Source organism: Pseudomonas syringae pv. tagetis (assembly GCF_022557255.1).
Taxonomy (GTDB): Bacteria; Pseudomonadota; Gammaproteobacteria; order Pseudomonadales; family Pseudomonadaceae; genus Aquipseudomonas; species Aquipseudomonas caricapapayae.
In genome coordinates, this window is the sequence record NZ_CP092923.1 from 4,694,820 (window position 1) to 4,709,117 (window position 14,298).

At 57.0% G+C, this 14,298-nt stretch carries 13 protein-coding genes and 2 pseudogenes; 10 read left to right on the forward strand and 5 right to left on the reverse strand.

Annotation, left to right across the window (positions count from 1 at the left end):
• Window positions 1-23 precede the first annotated feature (23 nt).
• Together MME58_RS20840 and MME58_RS20845 are read right to left on the reverse strand one after the other, a co-directional pair.
• The gene (locus tag MME58_RS20840; RefSeq protein WP_003304675.1) at window positions 24-317 is read right to left on the reverse strand and encodes a co-chaperone GroES; all 294 of its coding nucleotides are present in this window, start codon (window positions 315-317) and stop codon (window positions 24-26) included.
• Between the two features lie 254 nt (window positions 318-571).
• Window positions 572-1,066: an FxsA family protein gene (locus tag MME58_RS20845; RefSeq protein ID WP_055006915.1), complete on the reverse strand. Its 495-nt coding sequence runs from the start codon at window positions 1,064-1,066 to the stop codon at window positions 572-574.
• A 331-nt stretch (window positions 1,067-1,397) separates the two neighbouring features.
• On the opposite strand from MME58_RS20845, the gene MME58_RS20850 reads away from it, so the two are divergent.
• Complete coding sequence (locus MME58_RS20850; RefSeq protein ID WP_055006914.1) at window positions 1,398-2,156, forward strand: SDR family oxidoreductase; 759 nt, start codon at window positions 1,398-1,400, stop codon at window positions 2,154-2,156.
• 54 nt (window positions 2,157-2,210) lie between these two features.
• Here the strand turns inward: MME58_RS20850 and MME58_RS20855 are convergent, their stop codons facing one another.
• A complete protein-coding gene (locus MME58_RS20855) occupies window positions 2,211-3,218 on the reverse strand; it encodes a DUF481 domain-containing protein (protein ID WP_054986214.1) in 1,008 nt (335 codons plus the stop codon).
• Between the two features lie 172 nt (window positions 3,219-3,390).
• Between MME58_RS20855 and MME58_RS20860 the strand changes: the two genes are divergently transcribed.
• The 6 genes and pseudogenes from MME58_RS20860 (at window position 3,391) to MME58_RS20880 (ending at window position 8,774) form a co-directional block, all read left to right on the forward strand.
• Complete coding sequence (locus MME58_RS20860; protein ID WP_054986215.1) at window positions 3,391-3,747, forward strand: MGMT family protein; 357 nt, start codon at window positions 3,391-3,393, stop codon at window positions 3,745-3,747.
• A gap of 54 nt (window positions 3,748-3,801) precedes the next feature.
• Window positions 3,802-5,352 carry an AmpG family muropeptide MFS transporter gene (locus MME58_RS20865; RefSeq protein ID WP_054986216.1) on the forward strand — a complete coding sequence of 517 codons (1,551 nt, stop codon included), beginning with the start codon at window positions 3,802-3,804 and terminating at the stop codon, window positions 5,350-5,352.
• A 28-nt stretch (window positions 5,353-5,380) separates the two neighbouring features.
• Window positions 5,381-5,710, forward strand: coding sequence for a hypothetical protein (locus tag MME58_RS20870; protein WP_054986217.1), 330 nt, complete (start codon window positions 5,381-5,383; stop codon window positions 5,708-5,710).
• A 371-nt stretch (window positions 5,711-6,081) separates the two neighbouring features.
• Window positions 6,082-6,282, forward strand: a pseudogene (locus tag MME58_RS27900) (T6SS effector phospholipase Tle3 domain-containing protein); the annotation flags it as partial.
• Window positions 6,278-7,176, forward strand: a pseudogene (locus MME58_RS20875) (effector protein Tle3 domain-containing protein); the annotation flags it as partial. The pseudogenes MME58_RS27900 and MME58_RS20875, both read left to right, overlap by 5 nt.
• Complete coding sequence (locus tag MME58_RS20880) at window positions 7,173-8,774, forward strand: type VI lipase adapter Tla3 domain-containing protein (RefSeq protein WP_277623041.1); 1,602 nt, start codon at window positions 7,173-7,175, stop codon at window positions 8,772-8,774. The pseudogene MME58_RS20875 and the gene MME58_RS20880, both read left to right, overlap by 4 nt.
• 297 nt (window positions 8,775-9,071) lie before the next feature.
• Here MME58_RS20880 and MME58_RS20885 read toward each other — a convergent pair whose 3' ends face one another.
• Both MME58_RS20885 and MME58_RS20890 read right to left on the reverse strand, forming a co-directional pair.
• Window positions 9,072-9,902, reverse strand: a complete 831-nt coding sequence (locus MME58_RS20885) for a mechanosensitive ion channel family protein (protein ID WP_024638343.1) — start codon at window positions 9,900-9,902, stop codon at window positions 9,072-9,074.
• Between the two features lie 122 nt (window positions 9,903-10,024).
• A complete protein-coding gene (locus MME58_RS20890; protein WP_003304827.1) occupies window positions 10,025-10,504 on the reverse strand; it encodes a YajQ family cyclic di-GMP-binding protein in 480 nt (159 codons plus the stop codon).
• A gap of 169 nt (window positions 10,505-10,673) precedes the next feature.
• Here MME58_RS20890 and MME58_RS20895 point away from each other — a divergent pair, with 169 nt between their 5' ends.
• The 3 genes from MME58_RS20895 to MME58_RS20905 are packed head-to-tail and all read left to right on the forward strand — an operon-like array spanning window position 10,674 to window position 14,269.
• Complete coding sequence (locus MME58_RS20895; protein WP_054986220.1) at window positions 10,674-11,594, forward strand: putative 2-dehydropantoate 2-reductase; 921 nt, start codon at window positions 10,674-10,676, stop codon at window positions 11,592-11,594.
• 44 nt (window positions 11,595-11,638) lie between these two features.
• Window positions 11,639-13,675, forward strand: a complete 2,037-nt coding sequence (locus MME58_RS20900) for a sensor histidine kinase (RefSeq protein WP_054986221.1) — start codon at window positions 11,639-11,641, stop codon at window positions 13,673-13,675.
• Between the two features lie 15 nt (window positions 13,676-13,690).
• Window positions 13,691-14,269, forward strand: coding sequence for a cob(I)yrinic acid a,c-diamide adenosyltransferase (locus MME58_RS20905; RefSeq protein WP_054986222.1), 579 nt, complete (start codon window positions 13,691-13,693; stop codon window positions 14,267-14,269).
• Window positions 14,270-14,298 lie beyond the last annotated feature (29 nt).

Below are 14,298 nucleotides of genomic sequence, written 5' to 3' on the forward strand. Positions count from 1 at the left end.
GTAACGGAAATCAGCGGGAGCACTCAGCCTTCGACAACAGCAAGAATCTCGTTCTCGCTCATCACCAGCAGGTCTTCGCCGTCTACTTTCACTGTGTTGCTGCCGGAATAAGGGCCGAACACAACCTTGTCACCCACTTTCACAGCCAGCGCACGCACTTCGCCGTTGTCCAGCACGCGGCCGGTACCCACAGCAACGATCTCGCCACGGTTAGGCTTTTCAGCAGCCGAACCTGGCAGAACGATACCGCCGGCAGTTTTCGTTTCTTCTTCACTGCGACGGATGACGACGCGGTCATGCAGAGGACGAAGCTTCATTGTCGATCTCCTGATTATGTTTGTCTGATCGTCCGGTGACTGCACCGGCCGGTTTAAATCCGGACTTGCCGGTTACGGTTCGACGCGCGAACCGCAGAATACGGTCTGGCCTTCATGCCAGAAACCTTGCGGTGACCCATACATAAGGGCGAGCAAAGTGATTACAAGTCTTGGGCAAAAATTTTTTACACCAGATTCGCCGGGCAAAAACCAGCGCGGCACCCGAAGGTGCCGCGCTGCCGGGGGGTTAAAGGCTACTTGTCGCGATGTTCGAACTCGCCTTCGATGACATCAGGCTCGCGAGTCGGCTGGTGAATAGCGTTCGGGCGATGACTGAACGTACCCTGGTTGGCCGGTGTCTGCAGGTCATCGGCGAAGGCGCGTTGACGCATGGCCTGATCTTCGGCGCGTTGACGAACCTTGTTGATCAGCAGACGACGGGTAATCGGCAACAGGCAGATCACACCCAGAATGTCGCTGATGAAACCGGGCAGCAGCAAAAGACCACCGCCCACAGCAACCATCAGGCCTTCGAGCATTTCCTGGGCAGGCAATTCGCCACGCGCCAGGCTTTCGCGTGCCCGCAGCGCCGTTGCAAACCCGGCCACACGCATCACGAACAAGCCCAGCATCGACGTCGCGACGACCAGCAGGAAGGTCCAGAGAAAGCCGATGGACATCCCGACACGAACCAGCAGAAACAGCTCAAGTACCGGGAACAATAGAAACAGCAGTAAAAAAACACGCATCAAATGAGTTCCTCAAGGGAAGAATGCCTTCCGAGTAGACCGTATGTGATGTCAGAAGGTCGTTAATTCAAGCTCCCTGCGCCTGGCTTACCGCTCAATTATGCGCATAAGTCAGCTGAACCAAGGCTTCACGAACGTGTATCGGTGTATTTCAAGGCTGGGTTTCCGGCTTGATGAAGTCCCTGTCGGCAGCAGGAAATGGTTGAAAAACCACTACTCCGAACACGAGACGAATGCGCGAAAACAGCCTATAACGTGCTCTGGCTATGGCTAAACACTCGCATTCAGCCAGTGACGCCATGGAAACGATCAACTGTGACTGGGCACGCACATGGAATTGAAAGACAAGCTGATAGTTATCACCGGTGGAGGCCAGGGGCTGGGCAGAGCCATGGCCGAATACCTTGCCGGCAAGGGTGCCAACCTGGCGCTGCTGGACCTGAATCAGGAGAAGCTTGACCAGGCTGTTGCAGCCTGTGAGGCGCTGGGCGTCAAGGCTCGCGCCTATTTGTGCAATGTCGCCAATGAACAACAGGTTGTCGACACGGTCAGCAAGGTTGCCGAGGATTTCGGCCCTCTTCACGGCCTGGTCAACAACGCCGGTATTCTGCGCGACGGCCTGCTGGTCAAGGTCAAGGATGGCGAGATGACCAAACTGAGTCTGGCGCAATGGCAGGCGGTGATTGACGTCAACCTGACAGGCGTATTCCTCTGCACGCGCGAAGTGGCAGCAAAAATGATCGAGCAGAAAAGTCAGGGCGCGATCATTAATATCTCGTCGATTTCACGGGCGGGCAATATTGGACAAACCAACTACTCGGCTGCCAAGGCCGGCGTTGCTGCCGCTACGGTGACCTGGGCAAGGGAACTGGCACGCTACGGGATCCGTGTGGCGGGCGTGGCGCCGGGATTCATTGAAACCGAAATGACTGGCAGCATGCGCCCCGAAGCACTGGAGAAAATGACGTCGGCCATCCCGCTCAGACGCATGGGCAAGCCGGACGAAATCGCCCACTCGGTGGCTTATATTCTTGAAAACGATTATTTCAGCGGGCGTATTCTGGAGCTCGATGGGGCAATGAGAATCTAGCCAGCAGATCAAGGCAGCGAGCGACGCGCACGATGCGCATCGCTCTCCCCTCATTTACCAGCTCACGCCAAAGCCGGCGGTATAACGGGTCTTGTCCACGTCACCGTTGTCCGAGCCACTGATGATGTTTTTCTCGGCCTTCAGGTTAAGCGATGCCCAGTCGGTGACTTTGTAGCGCAGGCCGGCTTCGACATCCATCGAGTAATCGGCAACGCCGCTCAACGGCTTGCCCAGCTCGCCGTTACTGAAGAACTCGAACTTCTTGCCGATCAGGTAGCGGTTGTAATCCCAGGTACCTGCAACGGAATAGAAGTTTTCTTTCTGACCGTTGGAAAACTCGAAGTCGGTACGGTTAAGCAGTGCTCCGACCTTGAACGCACCCAGTTCGTCATCCCACAACTGATAGCCAGGACCAGTACCGACGACGCGCTGACGAGACAGGTCTTCGATCTTGTCGCGCTTGTAGGTCACGCGGGCGTCCCAGAAGAATTTCTCGGTCAGGAAGCGGTCCAGCGAGTATTCGGCACTCCAGTTGTCGGTGCCGACCACATCGTCAGTCGTCTCGCGGTTGTAATCGCCTTTGGCGTTATGACGCCATTGGCCATGACGCGCAGAAGTCTTGAACGCAACGTTGTAATCGTTGGTGTCGTTCTCTGCCTGCTGGAAGTCCAGTGCGGCATCAATGTTGCCTTTCCAGACAAGATCAGTGATAACCGGCTTGGGCTTGATGATCTGATGAATGCTTGCCAGTTCAACGGTCTTGGGCGCATCGCCATTAGCCAGCACGACCTTGCCGTCATCGGCAGCCTGCAACGACTTGGAGACCTCCCCCGTGTGCTCATCCTGCTTGACCAGCAAAGGCTGGTCGCTTTGCAGCGTCTTGACCTGCTTCCAGTCCAAAGGGATAGCGCCGCCGTATTCAGTCTGCAGCAGCAGCTTGCCGCCATCGAACACTTTGATCGTGCCGGTCAGCCGGTCACCGTTCTTTAACCAGACGGTGTCGGCAAGCAATGGAGTGGAAACAGTGGTAATTGCGAGGCACAGCAGGGTTCTGGACAACATAAGCGGTAATCAGGCTCTGTTTGGCGGGAAGTCGGGCATCATCCTGCGGGACAACGTCAAGAGGCAATATCAAGGCAGCCCGGGGACCACAATGCACAGGTTTCACTGACAGCGGAATTCAGTCAAAGTTCAAGAGAACGACAATCAATATCGTTTTATACAGGATAAGTGTGTGACCGACCCAAACTTGACATTTCTTTACCCGGACGGGCAATCGCCTGCCGAGGTAAAGCGTGGCGCGCTCTACCTGACGCTGGCACAAATCCCGGAAGGCAAGGTGGTCGCTTATGGGCAACTCGCTCAACTGGCAGGGCTGGGAAAAGCGGCGCGCTGGGTAGGCCGCACATTGAGCCAGTTGCCAGAAGGTTCTTCACTGCCGTGGCATCGGGTACTGGGGGCCGGTGGTCGGCTCAGTCTGCCGGCTGGCAGTGTGTCCGGTGACGAACAGCGGGCGCGTTTACGTGCAGAGGGCGTTACCATTCTGAATAATCGGGTGGATATGCAGCGCCATGGCTGGCGTCCGCTATAGCACAGCGGTTAAAGTGCGCCCTTTGTTTTCGTAACCTGAGGCAGATTCCAGCCCATGCCCCGTAAAACCTGGCGCGCCGCGCTCGCCGCATATGCCAGCCCGTCGACATTAGTGTTACTGCTGCTCGGATTCGCTGCGGGCATGCCTTATATGCTGGTCTTTTCGACTTTATCCGTGTGGTTGCGTGAAGCCGGTGTCGCTCGCGAGACCATTGGTTATGCAAGCCTGATCGGCCTTGCCTACGCCTTTAAATGGGTCTGGTCGCCATTGCTAGACCAATGGTGCCTGCCTCTGCTCGGCAAGCTGGGGCGTCGTCGTTCATGGCTGGTGCTGTCCCAGAGTCTGGTGATTCTCGGTCTGATCGGCATGGGCTTCTGCGATCCGCAAAAGCATCTGTCGTGGCTGATCGCTATTGCCGTGGTGGTAGCCTTCTCTTCAGCGACGCAAGATATCGCCATCGATGCCTATCGCCTGGAAATTGCCCAGGACACGCAACAGGCTGCTTTGGCCGCCAGCTATATGTCCGGCTACCGGGTCGCTGCGCTGCTGGCAACAGCAGGCGCGTTATACTTCGCCGAGGGTTTTGGCTCAACAGGCTTTGCCTACAAGCATTCGGCATGGACCGGCACCTATGTACTGTTCGGCCTGCTGATGCTGCCCGCACTGGTCACAACGCTGATCATGCGCGAGCCGCCTGTGCTGCTGCGTACCCAGTTGTCGGCAGCACGCTATGGCTTTACCCACCAGTTGGCCTCGGTGTTCGTGCTGATTGTGCTGCTGGTATCGGTGCCGGCAATGTTTACCCAGCTTTACAATACCGACTTCGCCAGCGTGCTGTTCAACGGTACGAGCTGGATGGATCTGTTGCTCGAAGACCGGGCGTTTTTGCGGGCGATTCTCTATACGCTGCTGACCATCGCCTGCCTGTCGTCGATGGGTCGCCGCGGGCTGGCACCGGTGCTCACACCGATCAACGATTTCATCATGCGTTACCGCTGGCAGGCGCTGCTCTTGCTGGGCCTGATCGCGACCTATCGAATGTCGGACACGGTAATGGGCGTCATGGCCAATGTGTTCTATATCGATCAGGGCTTTACCAAGGACCAGATCGCCAGTGTCAGCAAGATCTTCGGCCTGATCATGACCTTGCTGGGTGCGGGTATCGGCGGACTATTGATCGTGCGCTTTGGCATCATGCCGATTCTGTTCATCGGCGGTCTGACCTCCGCCTCGACCAATATCCTGTTCCTGCTGCTGGCGGACATGGGCCCCAACGTGAAGATGCTGATTCTGACCATCTCACTGGACAACCTCAGTTCCGGGCTGGCGACGTCGGCATTTGTCGCCTACCTGTCGAGCCTTACCAACCTGAAGTTCTCTGCCACCCAGTACGCCCTGCTCAGTTCCATCATGCTGTTGCTGCCACGCCTGTTGGGCGGATATTCAGGCGTGGTGGTGGAAAAATTCGGTTACCACAATTTCTTCCTGATCACCGCCCTGCTGGGCATTCCGACGCTGGTGATGATCATCCTGCAATGGAACCGAGAGATACGCACGGCGAAGACCGAGGAGCCGAAAGAGGCTTCCGTTGTCGACAAGCCCTGAGCCCAGGCCAACCCATCAAGGAACAACATTGGACACCGATAACAAAACACGCGCTTTCAACCCCGTTCCGCTGATCCTTATCAGCCTGGGCATCTGGCTGCCGATCATCGGCACCCTGCTGATCTCTTACCTGTCGCGGGATCCTGCCACCCCGTCCGGGCCGATGGCTTTTGGCGGTGCCGTGGTACTGCTCGCTCAGGTAGAAATCTTCGCGATCATCTTTCTGCTGATTTATGCATTCGCCGTAAAACCGTGGAGGCTGTCCACGACAGTACGCACGGTGTTCTCCATCAACGCAGTGGCCGCCGCCGTCGCAGCCATTGGCATTATCGTTACGCTGGCCAATATAAGCCTGTAGTAATCGCCAACTAAAAAGCCCTGACTCTCACCAGCCAGGGTTTTTTTTCATATCGCACGCCCCTCCTCTTACAGTCTTTTCTCCTGACGTTGTCTGTCATTGCGCCGTAAGAAACGCACTACAACTTCTTATGAAATGGCCGACGTCATTGTTAGCCATCACTCACTATTTTGCCGCGCCATCAGGAGTAATGTCGCTCGGTGACCGGCCGCGGCAGTGGCGGACCATTCTTATGAAATCAAACTGGAAGATGGCAGCCGGGTGAAAGGAATGACGAACGCAGACGGACTGACAGAACGAGTGGAACGCGAAATGATGCATCAGGCACAAGTATCGGCACTGCGCAGCGGCACACCAAAAGGCGGTGCGCAATGAACGGTGCCGATGAATACACCGTTGCCCAAGGCACCACACGTCTGATCCCCAATCTCAACACCACCTGCAAAATGGAAGTCCCCGCCGATTTGCCCGGCGTGGTGATCTTTCTGCACGGAGTGAATGATCCGGGGGCTTCTTATGAGTCGGTGGAAACGGGGTTGTGCCAGGGGGTCAATGAGCGGCTGGATCGGCCGGCAGCCCATGAATGAGTTGCAGCCATTGCGCTTCTATCAGCGCATGTGGACCAAACGCCATCGCGACGGCGCGCCAGTACTGGTGGGAAACCCGCAGGCCGCGAGCTGTTGCGTGCCGATGATGAACCCCGCTATCCCGGAGGCTGGACAGTGGCAGGTGTCATCTCGCAAGCCCCGGTAGAGATAGGCCAGTTGTGCCTGATCAATGCCGAACCCTTGAGCCCTCCACATGAGCCACAGATGTTTGGAGGCGAGTTTGAATCAGGCACTGCCACAACGGCAGGCTTAGACAAGCCCGATGATGTGAGCATCAACGCCGCACTTGGCAACCCCAGCGCCAAGTTCAACTGGATCAATATCAGGACCTATTCAGGCCGGATAGATCTGGAGCAAGAGCACGACCGTTGGAATAAAGGCAAAGCGTCCGGCGATCAAACCAGTGCCATGCAAAGTCGGCGACTGACCGGAGAAGGCGCCCCTAAACCCTCGGACAGGTACGCTCTGGAGCGAGAGGAAACCCCCAATGAAATTCGGGCAAGGCTGGCCGAGGCTCCGGAGTTGGACCCGAACAGCTATCACTTTGCGGTGTTGCGCAGCCCGGAAAATCAGCGCTGGGTCACGGCGATGGACATTGCGATTGGGCAGGCGAAATGCCTGGACGATCCTGAGATGCGTGAGGTGTTGGTGGCGATTGCGAATTGGAGGATAGATAAAACTATATTCGGAATCATTGAAAGATTACCGGGATGGGCAAAAATTAGCGCCGAAGCTCAGACATTGGTGAAAGCCAGTCATGCGTATTACCAACGAGGCATATTTCCGCCCTCTGGGCTGGTATCACTAACGCCGCCGTCTTTAGTAACCGCCCCACTTGAAAAAGGTGGTGAAAAGTGAAGCTCCATCAACCGAAAATCTCACTACGCCCCAAGCTGAAGGCGTATACCTGGATAACTGGAATACTACTTTTTCTCTGGATAGGGTTCGTCCTACTTGCCTACTTTAAAGCACAGGAAAACAACATGGAACTTCGTGACATACACTCGGTAACACGCTGGGGCATTGCAGCCATTTTGGGCACTTTACTGCTGATCTACAGCGGCCACTGGTGGGGTAAAGCCGTTGCTCATGAGAAGGTTGAACCAGCCGCGTATAAATCTAACGTAGCAGCACAAGTTTCCGAACAGCAGGCGTTGCAAAAACGGACCTACGCTTTAGAAATACGCGGAATCGGACTAGCCGTAGGGGGATGGCATCAATCATCTGTATGGCGAAAAATCAAAGAAAAGAAAAATAATTTTACATCAATATATTCGCAAAACCCCGAAGATTATACGGATTCCTTACTCTCTCGAGAGAATACCCAGAGCATTAATATCCGTGCTGCATTCAAGCACTCAGCAGGCGAGGCGGTCGCATATTGGCCCATCCCAACGTTTGCAATTGCCCCCCCCAAACAACCTTCAGATACGGGTGCTGCTGACAATATTTTAAATGGGCGCAACGCTGCTACTTTAGGTGTGAAACTGTTTTTGTGGCAAGACGCTGAAAACACCACCCATGCTCAAAAAATGCTTGAACGCTTATTCCGTCTTTTTGACGATAATCCCCAAGTGCCTCAGGCGCTAATCGTAAGTGAAGATGGTGACGTCACGCGAAACGGCTTGCGTGTGGCGGGTACTCCCGGACTGCAAAATGCTCAAGTCGTACCAACAGTGTTCGAAAGCATGACAGGCCTACTGGTCACTCGCTCAGATCGGGTAGATCGCTACATCCGTCAGTACGCGACTGATGAATCAGAGGACAATCAAAACAAGAACAGCGATCTGGGCAAGCTATGGAGTTTTTACTGGGAGCGCGACAAGAATCTGTATGAAGCGGGTGCAGACACCTATAACCCCAAAGTACCGGACGCTCCGAGTACTATGTCCACCGCCTACTGGCAATCCCAACTCCCCACCCTGTGGAAAACCATCAGTAACCGTGGTCCTGGCAACTTCGAGCCCTCCCCTTGGCTACCGATCCGCTGGGCTCAGCATCAGGTCAAGGAGTTTGACGCTGCGCCAGTGCTCGGCTACCTGCACCGCCCGATCAAGGCTTCGATGCAGGATGAAAACGGCAAGCGTCTGAAACCTGCCTTGCAAGCCAAAGCCCTGCAAGCCGCCTGGGTGCAGGCGCTGGATACTTTGCCCGACGGTCAGAAACCTGTACGGGTGTTCTACGACAGCACCAACAACCCGGAAGCCGAAATTGCTCTGAACAACGCCATTCGCGACCTGAACAAGGACGGCCATGGTCTTGAGCTCGGCAATGTCGAAGAGGGTTACGACATCGGTCGTCGTCTGGGCAATACCGGGGTCAGCGGTGCGCTGGTAGGGATCAATCTGGCGACCATCGCCAGTTACAGGGATGGCGGCGTCAGTGCCGTGGTCTACGCCAGCACGGATGACAGCCTGACCGTACAAATGGTCCGCCCGCCGGATGAGGCCCGCTAAGCGAAAAACAGCCACAACCGCGGCGCAGATCCATTCACTTACGGTTCACCATAAGTACGAGCCGTGCGAGAGGTCTGACGGCAACTTCAGCCTTTGTGTGCTTTTTAATTATCACGCTGCAATGAGTCCCAAAGTCACACCCAAAAAAATCTGATCTATGTAGACGCAATATTCAAGAAGACGATGATGAGTCGGCCATAAAAGCGGTACTCGCCACAAAAGACCAGCCTGTAACGAACGCATACAAAAAAGCCCTGACTCTCACGAGCCAGGGCTTTGTCATACCGCACAAAACCGCTATTCCTGAACCACCCGCACAATCCGCTGCGGCAATGGAATCTCGATACCCGCGTCCTTCAAGCGGTCGCGTGCTTCGATGTTGAACATCGAGGTCACGTCGCCCATATCGCCACTGCTGGTCCAGACGCGCAGAGACAAGGTAATCGCGTTCTCCCCCAGCGCGGCTACCACGGCCTGCGGGGCCGGGTCCTTGAGTACCCGCGGGTCGTCGGCCATGTCCAGCAGGACCTGCAAGGCTTTCTTGAGATCGGCATCGTGGCTCACGCCAATATCGAAAGTGATTTTACGGGTTGGCTGACGGTTGGTGTTGGTGATGATGCCGTTGGACAGGTTGCCGTTGGGGATGATCACGGTACGGTTGTCACCGGTGCGCAACACCGTGTGGAAGATCTGGATGTTGTCGACTGTTCCCGATACACCCTGAGCTTCGATCCAGTCACCGATGCGGAACGGGCGGAACAAGAGGATCAGCACGCCGCCCGCGAAATTCGCCAGGCTACCCTGCAATGCCAGACCGATCGCCAGACCGGCAGCACCGATCGCCGCGACGAACGAGGTGGTTTCTACGCCGATCATCGACGCAACGCTGACCACCAGCAGAATTTTCAGAATGATGTTCGCCAGGTTGCTGACAAAGCCCTGTAAGGCCAGATCAGCGTGTCGCAGCGCCAGCAAGGCACCCAGCTTGCCGGTCAGCCGGTTGATCAGCCACCAGCCTACACACAGCGTTACGACTGCAAGCAGCAAGCGGCTGCCGTACTCCATGATCATCGGAATCCACGCCTGCGACGCTTGCCACAGGTGACCGACTTCTGCGTTTAAATCCATCGTTCTCTCCTTACCCGCCATGAACTGCGATCAAAACCACGGCGGCCTGCCGTCATTTCGATGCTCAAGGCGATTCGGACTGACCGGGGAACGCAGGGTTCCCCGGCTTTCAGTGCAAATGTTCAGTCACGGAAGTTGTTGAATTGCAGCGGCATGCCCGAATCGTAGGCGCGCAGCGCTGCAATGGCTTCCTGCAAATCGTCACGCTTCTTGCCGGTTACCCGTACTTGCTCGCCCTGAATGGCAGCCTGGACCTTGAGTTTGGCTTCCTTGATATGAGCGACGATTTTCTTCGCCAACTCCTTGTCGATGCCTTCGCGCAGAATGACTTCCTGCTTCATCAATTTGCCCGAGGCGTAGGCGTCCTTGATCTCGAGGCATTTCGCGTCGATCTTGCGTTTGACAAGCGCCAGCTTGAGGATTTCGATCATGGCTTCCAGCTGGAAGTCCGCCTCGGCAGTCAGCGTGACGGTCAGTTCCTTGAACTCGAAAGTGCCTTTGCCTTTGAGGTCATAGCGACGGTCCAGCTCTTTGATGGCGTTGTCGACGGCATTCGTGACTTCGTGTTTATCCAATTCGGACACTACGTCGAACGAGGGCATGTAAGTTCTCCAGATAAACGGCGTGCGCACGATTCGGGCACGCATGACTTGACGGTGTGAAAGAACGCTCATTATAACGAGACTTTTCCTGCGTTCACTGCGAGCCTTTCATGTACATCCTTGTTTTCACTTTCAGAAGACCGCTCCAGCGCCTCAACGTGCCTCACAGATGAAGGCGATATGGCATGTCCTCGGTGCGGGCAGTCTTGGCTGTCTTTGGGCGGCGCGGCTGGCACGCACGGGTCTGCCAGTGCGGCTGATTCTTCGCAACGCCGATCGGCTGGCTGCATACAACGCCAGCGGCGGTCGCGTGACGCTGGTCGAAAACGATACAGCCCATATGTACTCAGTCGAAGCACAGACCGCCGAACATCGGCAGCCCATCGAGCGTCTGCTGGTCACCTGCAAGGCCTACGACGCTGAACACGCTGTTGCGCAACTGTCTCCGCGGCTGGCGGCACATGCCGACGTCATCCTGTTACAGAACGGCCTGGGCAGCCAGGACGCTGTGGCAGCACATGTTCCCCTCGCCCGCTGCCTGTTTGCCTCCAGCACCGAGGGCGCATTTCTGGAGTCGGACTGGCGTGTCAGGTTTGCCGGCCACGGCTTCACCTGGCTGGGTGATGTATCGAACCCGCAAGCCCCCGCGCTGCTGCAAGACTTGCACGGCAGCGGCATTCCCCACGAATGGACGCCGGACATCCTGACGCGCCTGTGGCGCAAGCTGGCGCTCAACTGCGCGATCAATCCGCTGACGGTGCTGCACGATTGCCGTAACGGTGGCCTGCTGGAGCACGTCTGCGAGGTCGCCACGCTTTGCGCCGAGCTGACCGACCTTCTGACCTGCTGCGGTCAGCCTGCCGCTGCGCAGGGGCTATATGATGAAGTGCTGCGCGTCATCCACGCGACAGCCGCCAACTACTCATCCATGTATCAGGATGTGCTCCACGGCAGGCGAACCGAAATCAGCTACCTGCTGGGTTACGCGTGTGCAGCAGCGACACGTCATCGCTGTCCGGCACCTCACCTGCAACAATTGCAGTCGCGCCTGACAGCACACTTGGCACGCAAGGGTTTGCGTACGGACTAGCCCGCGCTACCCTGCTGGCATCACACGTCACTGCGACTTGCACAATGCCTTTGCGCCAACGCCTGGAAAACCTGCCGGTAGGTCAAAAACTGCTGGCCGCCCTGCTGGTCCTGATGACCACCGTGCTGCTGGTCGCCAACCTGACCTTCATCAGCGCGGCTTATTACATCTCGCAGGAGGCGATGGCTCCGCAGGCCCTGCAGACCATCGGCCGCCTGATCAGCAGCGCCAACCTCAACGAGCGATCCTTGTACTCGCCGGCCGACGCCCGCGCGTTGCTCAAGGAACTTAAAAGCTACGGCCCGTTACGTGCAGCAGCCATATACGACAATGACGGGGAACGGCTCGAACAGATGCAACAGGGCGAGAGCCTCCAGTTGCCCAGGCACTACAAGGACCTCGACAGCTGGCGGCTGACCGAGTTTCGCAGCACGCAGGTCATCACTGTGCCCAAGGGCGACGAACCGCCAGGGCACCTGTTGCTGGTTGCCAGCAGCGAGCTGCCTCCCGCGTTCTACACCGGTACGCTGACTGCCAGCCTGGGCATTCTGGTGTTCAGCGTGTTGCTGTGGCTGGTGGTGGCGCGGCAAATCCGGCGTTTGATCACCGAGCCCATCTACCAGCTGGAAGAACTGTCCCGGCAGGTGACCCGCGAAGAAAACTACGCCCTGCGCGCAGAGCCTGGCAACGAGGATGAAATCGGCAGTCTGGCCGAGGCCTTCAACACCATGCTGTCGCGTATCGAGGCGCGTGAGCAGCAACTCAAGCGCGCCCGGGATGATTCCCAGGAAGCCTACGATCAGGCGCAGGGGCTGGCCGAGGAAACCCGCCATACCAACCGCAAGCTGGAGCTTGAAGTCCAGGTGCGCAGCAAGATCGAGAAGAAGCTCACCGGCTTTCAGAACTACCTCAACAGCATCATTGATTCGATGCCCTCGGCGATGATTGCGCTGGACGAACAGCTGTACGTCACGCAGTGGAATCAGGAGGCTACAGCGCTGTCCGGAACGACGCTGGACGAAGCGCTGAACCAGCCGATCTTCCTGGCCTTCGAACCGATGCGCTCGTTTCTGCCGCAGATCAGGCACACTGTCGAGCGCCACAGTGTGACCAAGATCGAGCGCGTGACCTGGATCAAGAACGACGAGTCGCGCCACTATGCGCTGACGTTCTACCCGTTGACCGGGGATGCCGGGCGCGGCGTGGTGATCCGCATCGATGACATCACCCAGCGCATATCGCTGGAAGAAATGATGGTGCAGTCGGAAAAAATGTTGTCTGTCGGCGGTCTGGCAGCGGGCATGGCCCACGAGATCAACAACCCGCTGGGTGCCATTCTGCATAACGTGCAGAACATTCGTCGGCGCTTGTCACCGGAACTGCCGAAGAACGTAGAACAGGCCGAGGCCGACGGTATCGACCTGGCGCAGGTCAATCATTACCTGGATAGCCGCGAAGTGCCGAAACTGCTGGACGGCATCCAGCAGGCCGGTGCCAGGGCGGCGAAGATTGTCAGCCACATGCTCAATTTCAGCCGTTTGAGCAGTCGTCAACTGTCACCCTGCGACTTGCCCGCCTTGATCGATCAGGCAGTGGAAATTGCCAGCAACGATTTCGACCTGACCGTCGGTTTCGACTTCAAAGGCCAGCACATCATTCGCCAGTTCGACCCGGAGCTGGGTCCGGTGCCATGCATCGCCAACGAACTGGAGCAAGTGCTGCTGAACCTGCTGAAAAATGCCGCTCAGGCCATTCACCAGCGTCCGGAAGGCGAAGAGCCGGGGCGTATCGTTCTGCGTACCCGCCTCAATCCGCCATGGGCCGAGATCCAGGTCGAGGACAACGGCATCGGCATGTCCGAAAATGTTCGCAAGCGTACATTCGAGCCGTTCTTTACTACCAAGGAAATAGGCCAGGGCACCGGACTGGGTCTGTCGGTGTCGTACTTTATTGTCACCAACAACCACAAGGGCCAGATGGAGGTGCAGTCCTCTCTTGGCACAGGCACCTGCTTTACGCTGCGTTTGCCACTGGTGGCCAACCAGGTGAGCGTTCAGCAGCAGGTTATTTCCAAGTCTTGATCAGGAACCGTATCAATGGGCTTTCGTTTGTCGAAGATCTACACACGCACCGGCGACGCCGGGGAAACCGGCCTGGGCGACGGCAGGCGGGTGTCCAAGGACCATCCGCGCGTCGAGGCCATCGGTGAGGTCGATACGCTCAACAGCCAGCTCGGGCTGTTGCTGGCGGGGCTGATCGATGAGGCTCAACGCGTGCCGGCCCTTGATGAGGTGATCAAGGTACTCGCACCTTGCCAGCACCGACTGTTCGATCTTGGAGGTGAGCTGGCAATGCCGACTTACAAGGCGCTCAACAGCACCGAGGTCGAGCGCCTCGAAGCGGCGATTGATGTATGGAACGAAGAGTTGGGGCCGCTGGAAAACTTCATCCTACCCGGTGGCTCGACGCTGATCGCTCAAGCTCACATCTGCCGCAGCCTGGCCCGCAGTGCAGAACGCCGCTGTCAGCATCTGAATGCAGTCGAGCCGCTTGAAGGCGCAGGGCTGGCTTACATCAACAGGCTGTCGGACTTGCTGTTCGTCGCTGCAAGATTGATCGCCAGAAGACAGGGCATCGCCGAAATACTCTGGGAGCCCGCGCCCAAACCGGTTTGATTGGCATGCGAAACAGCGGCGCTGCGCAG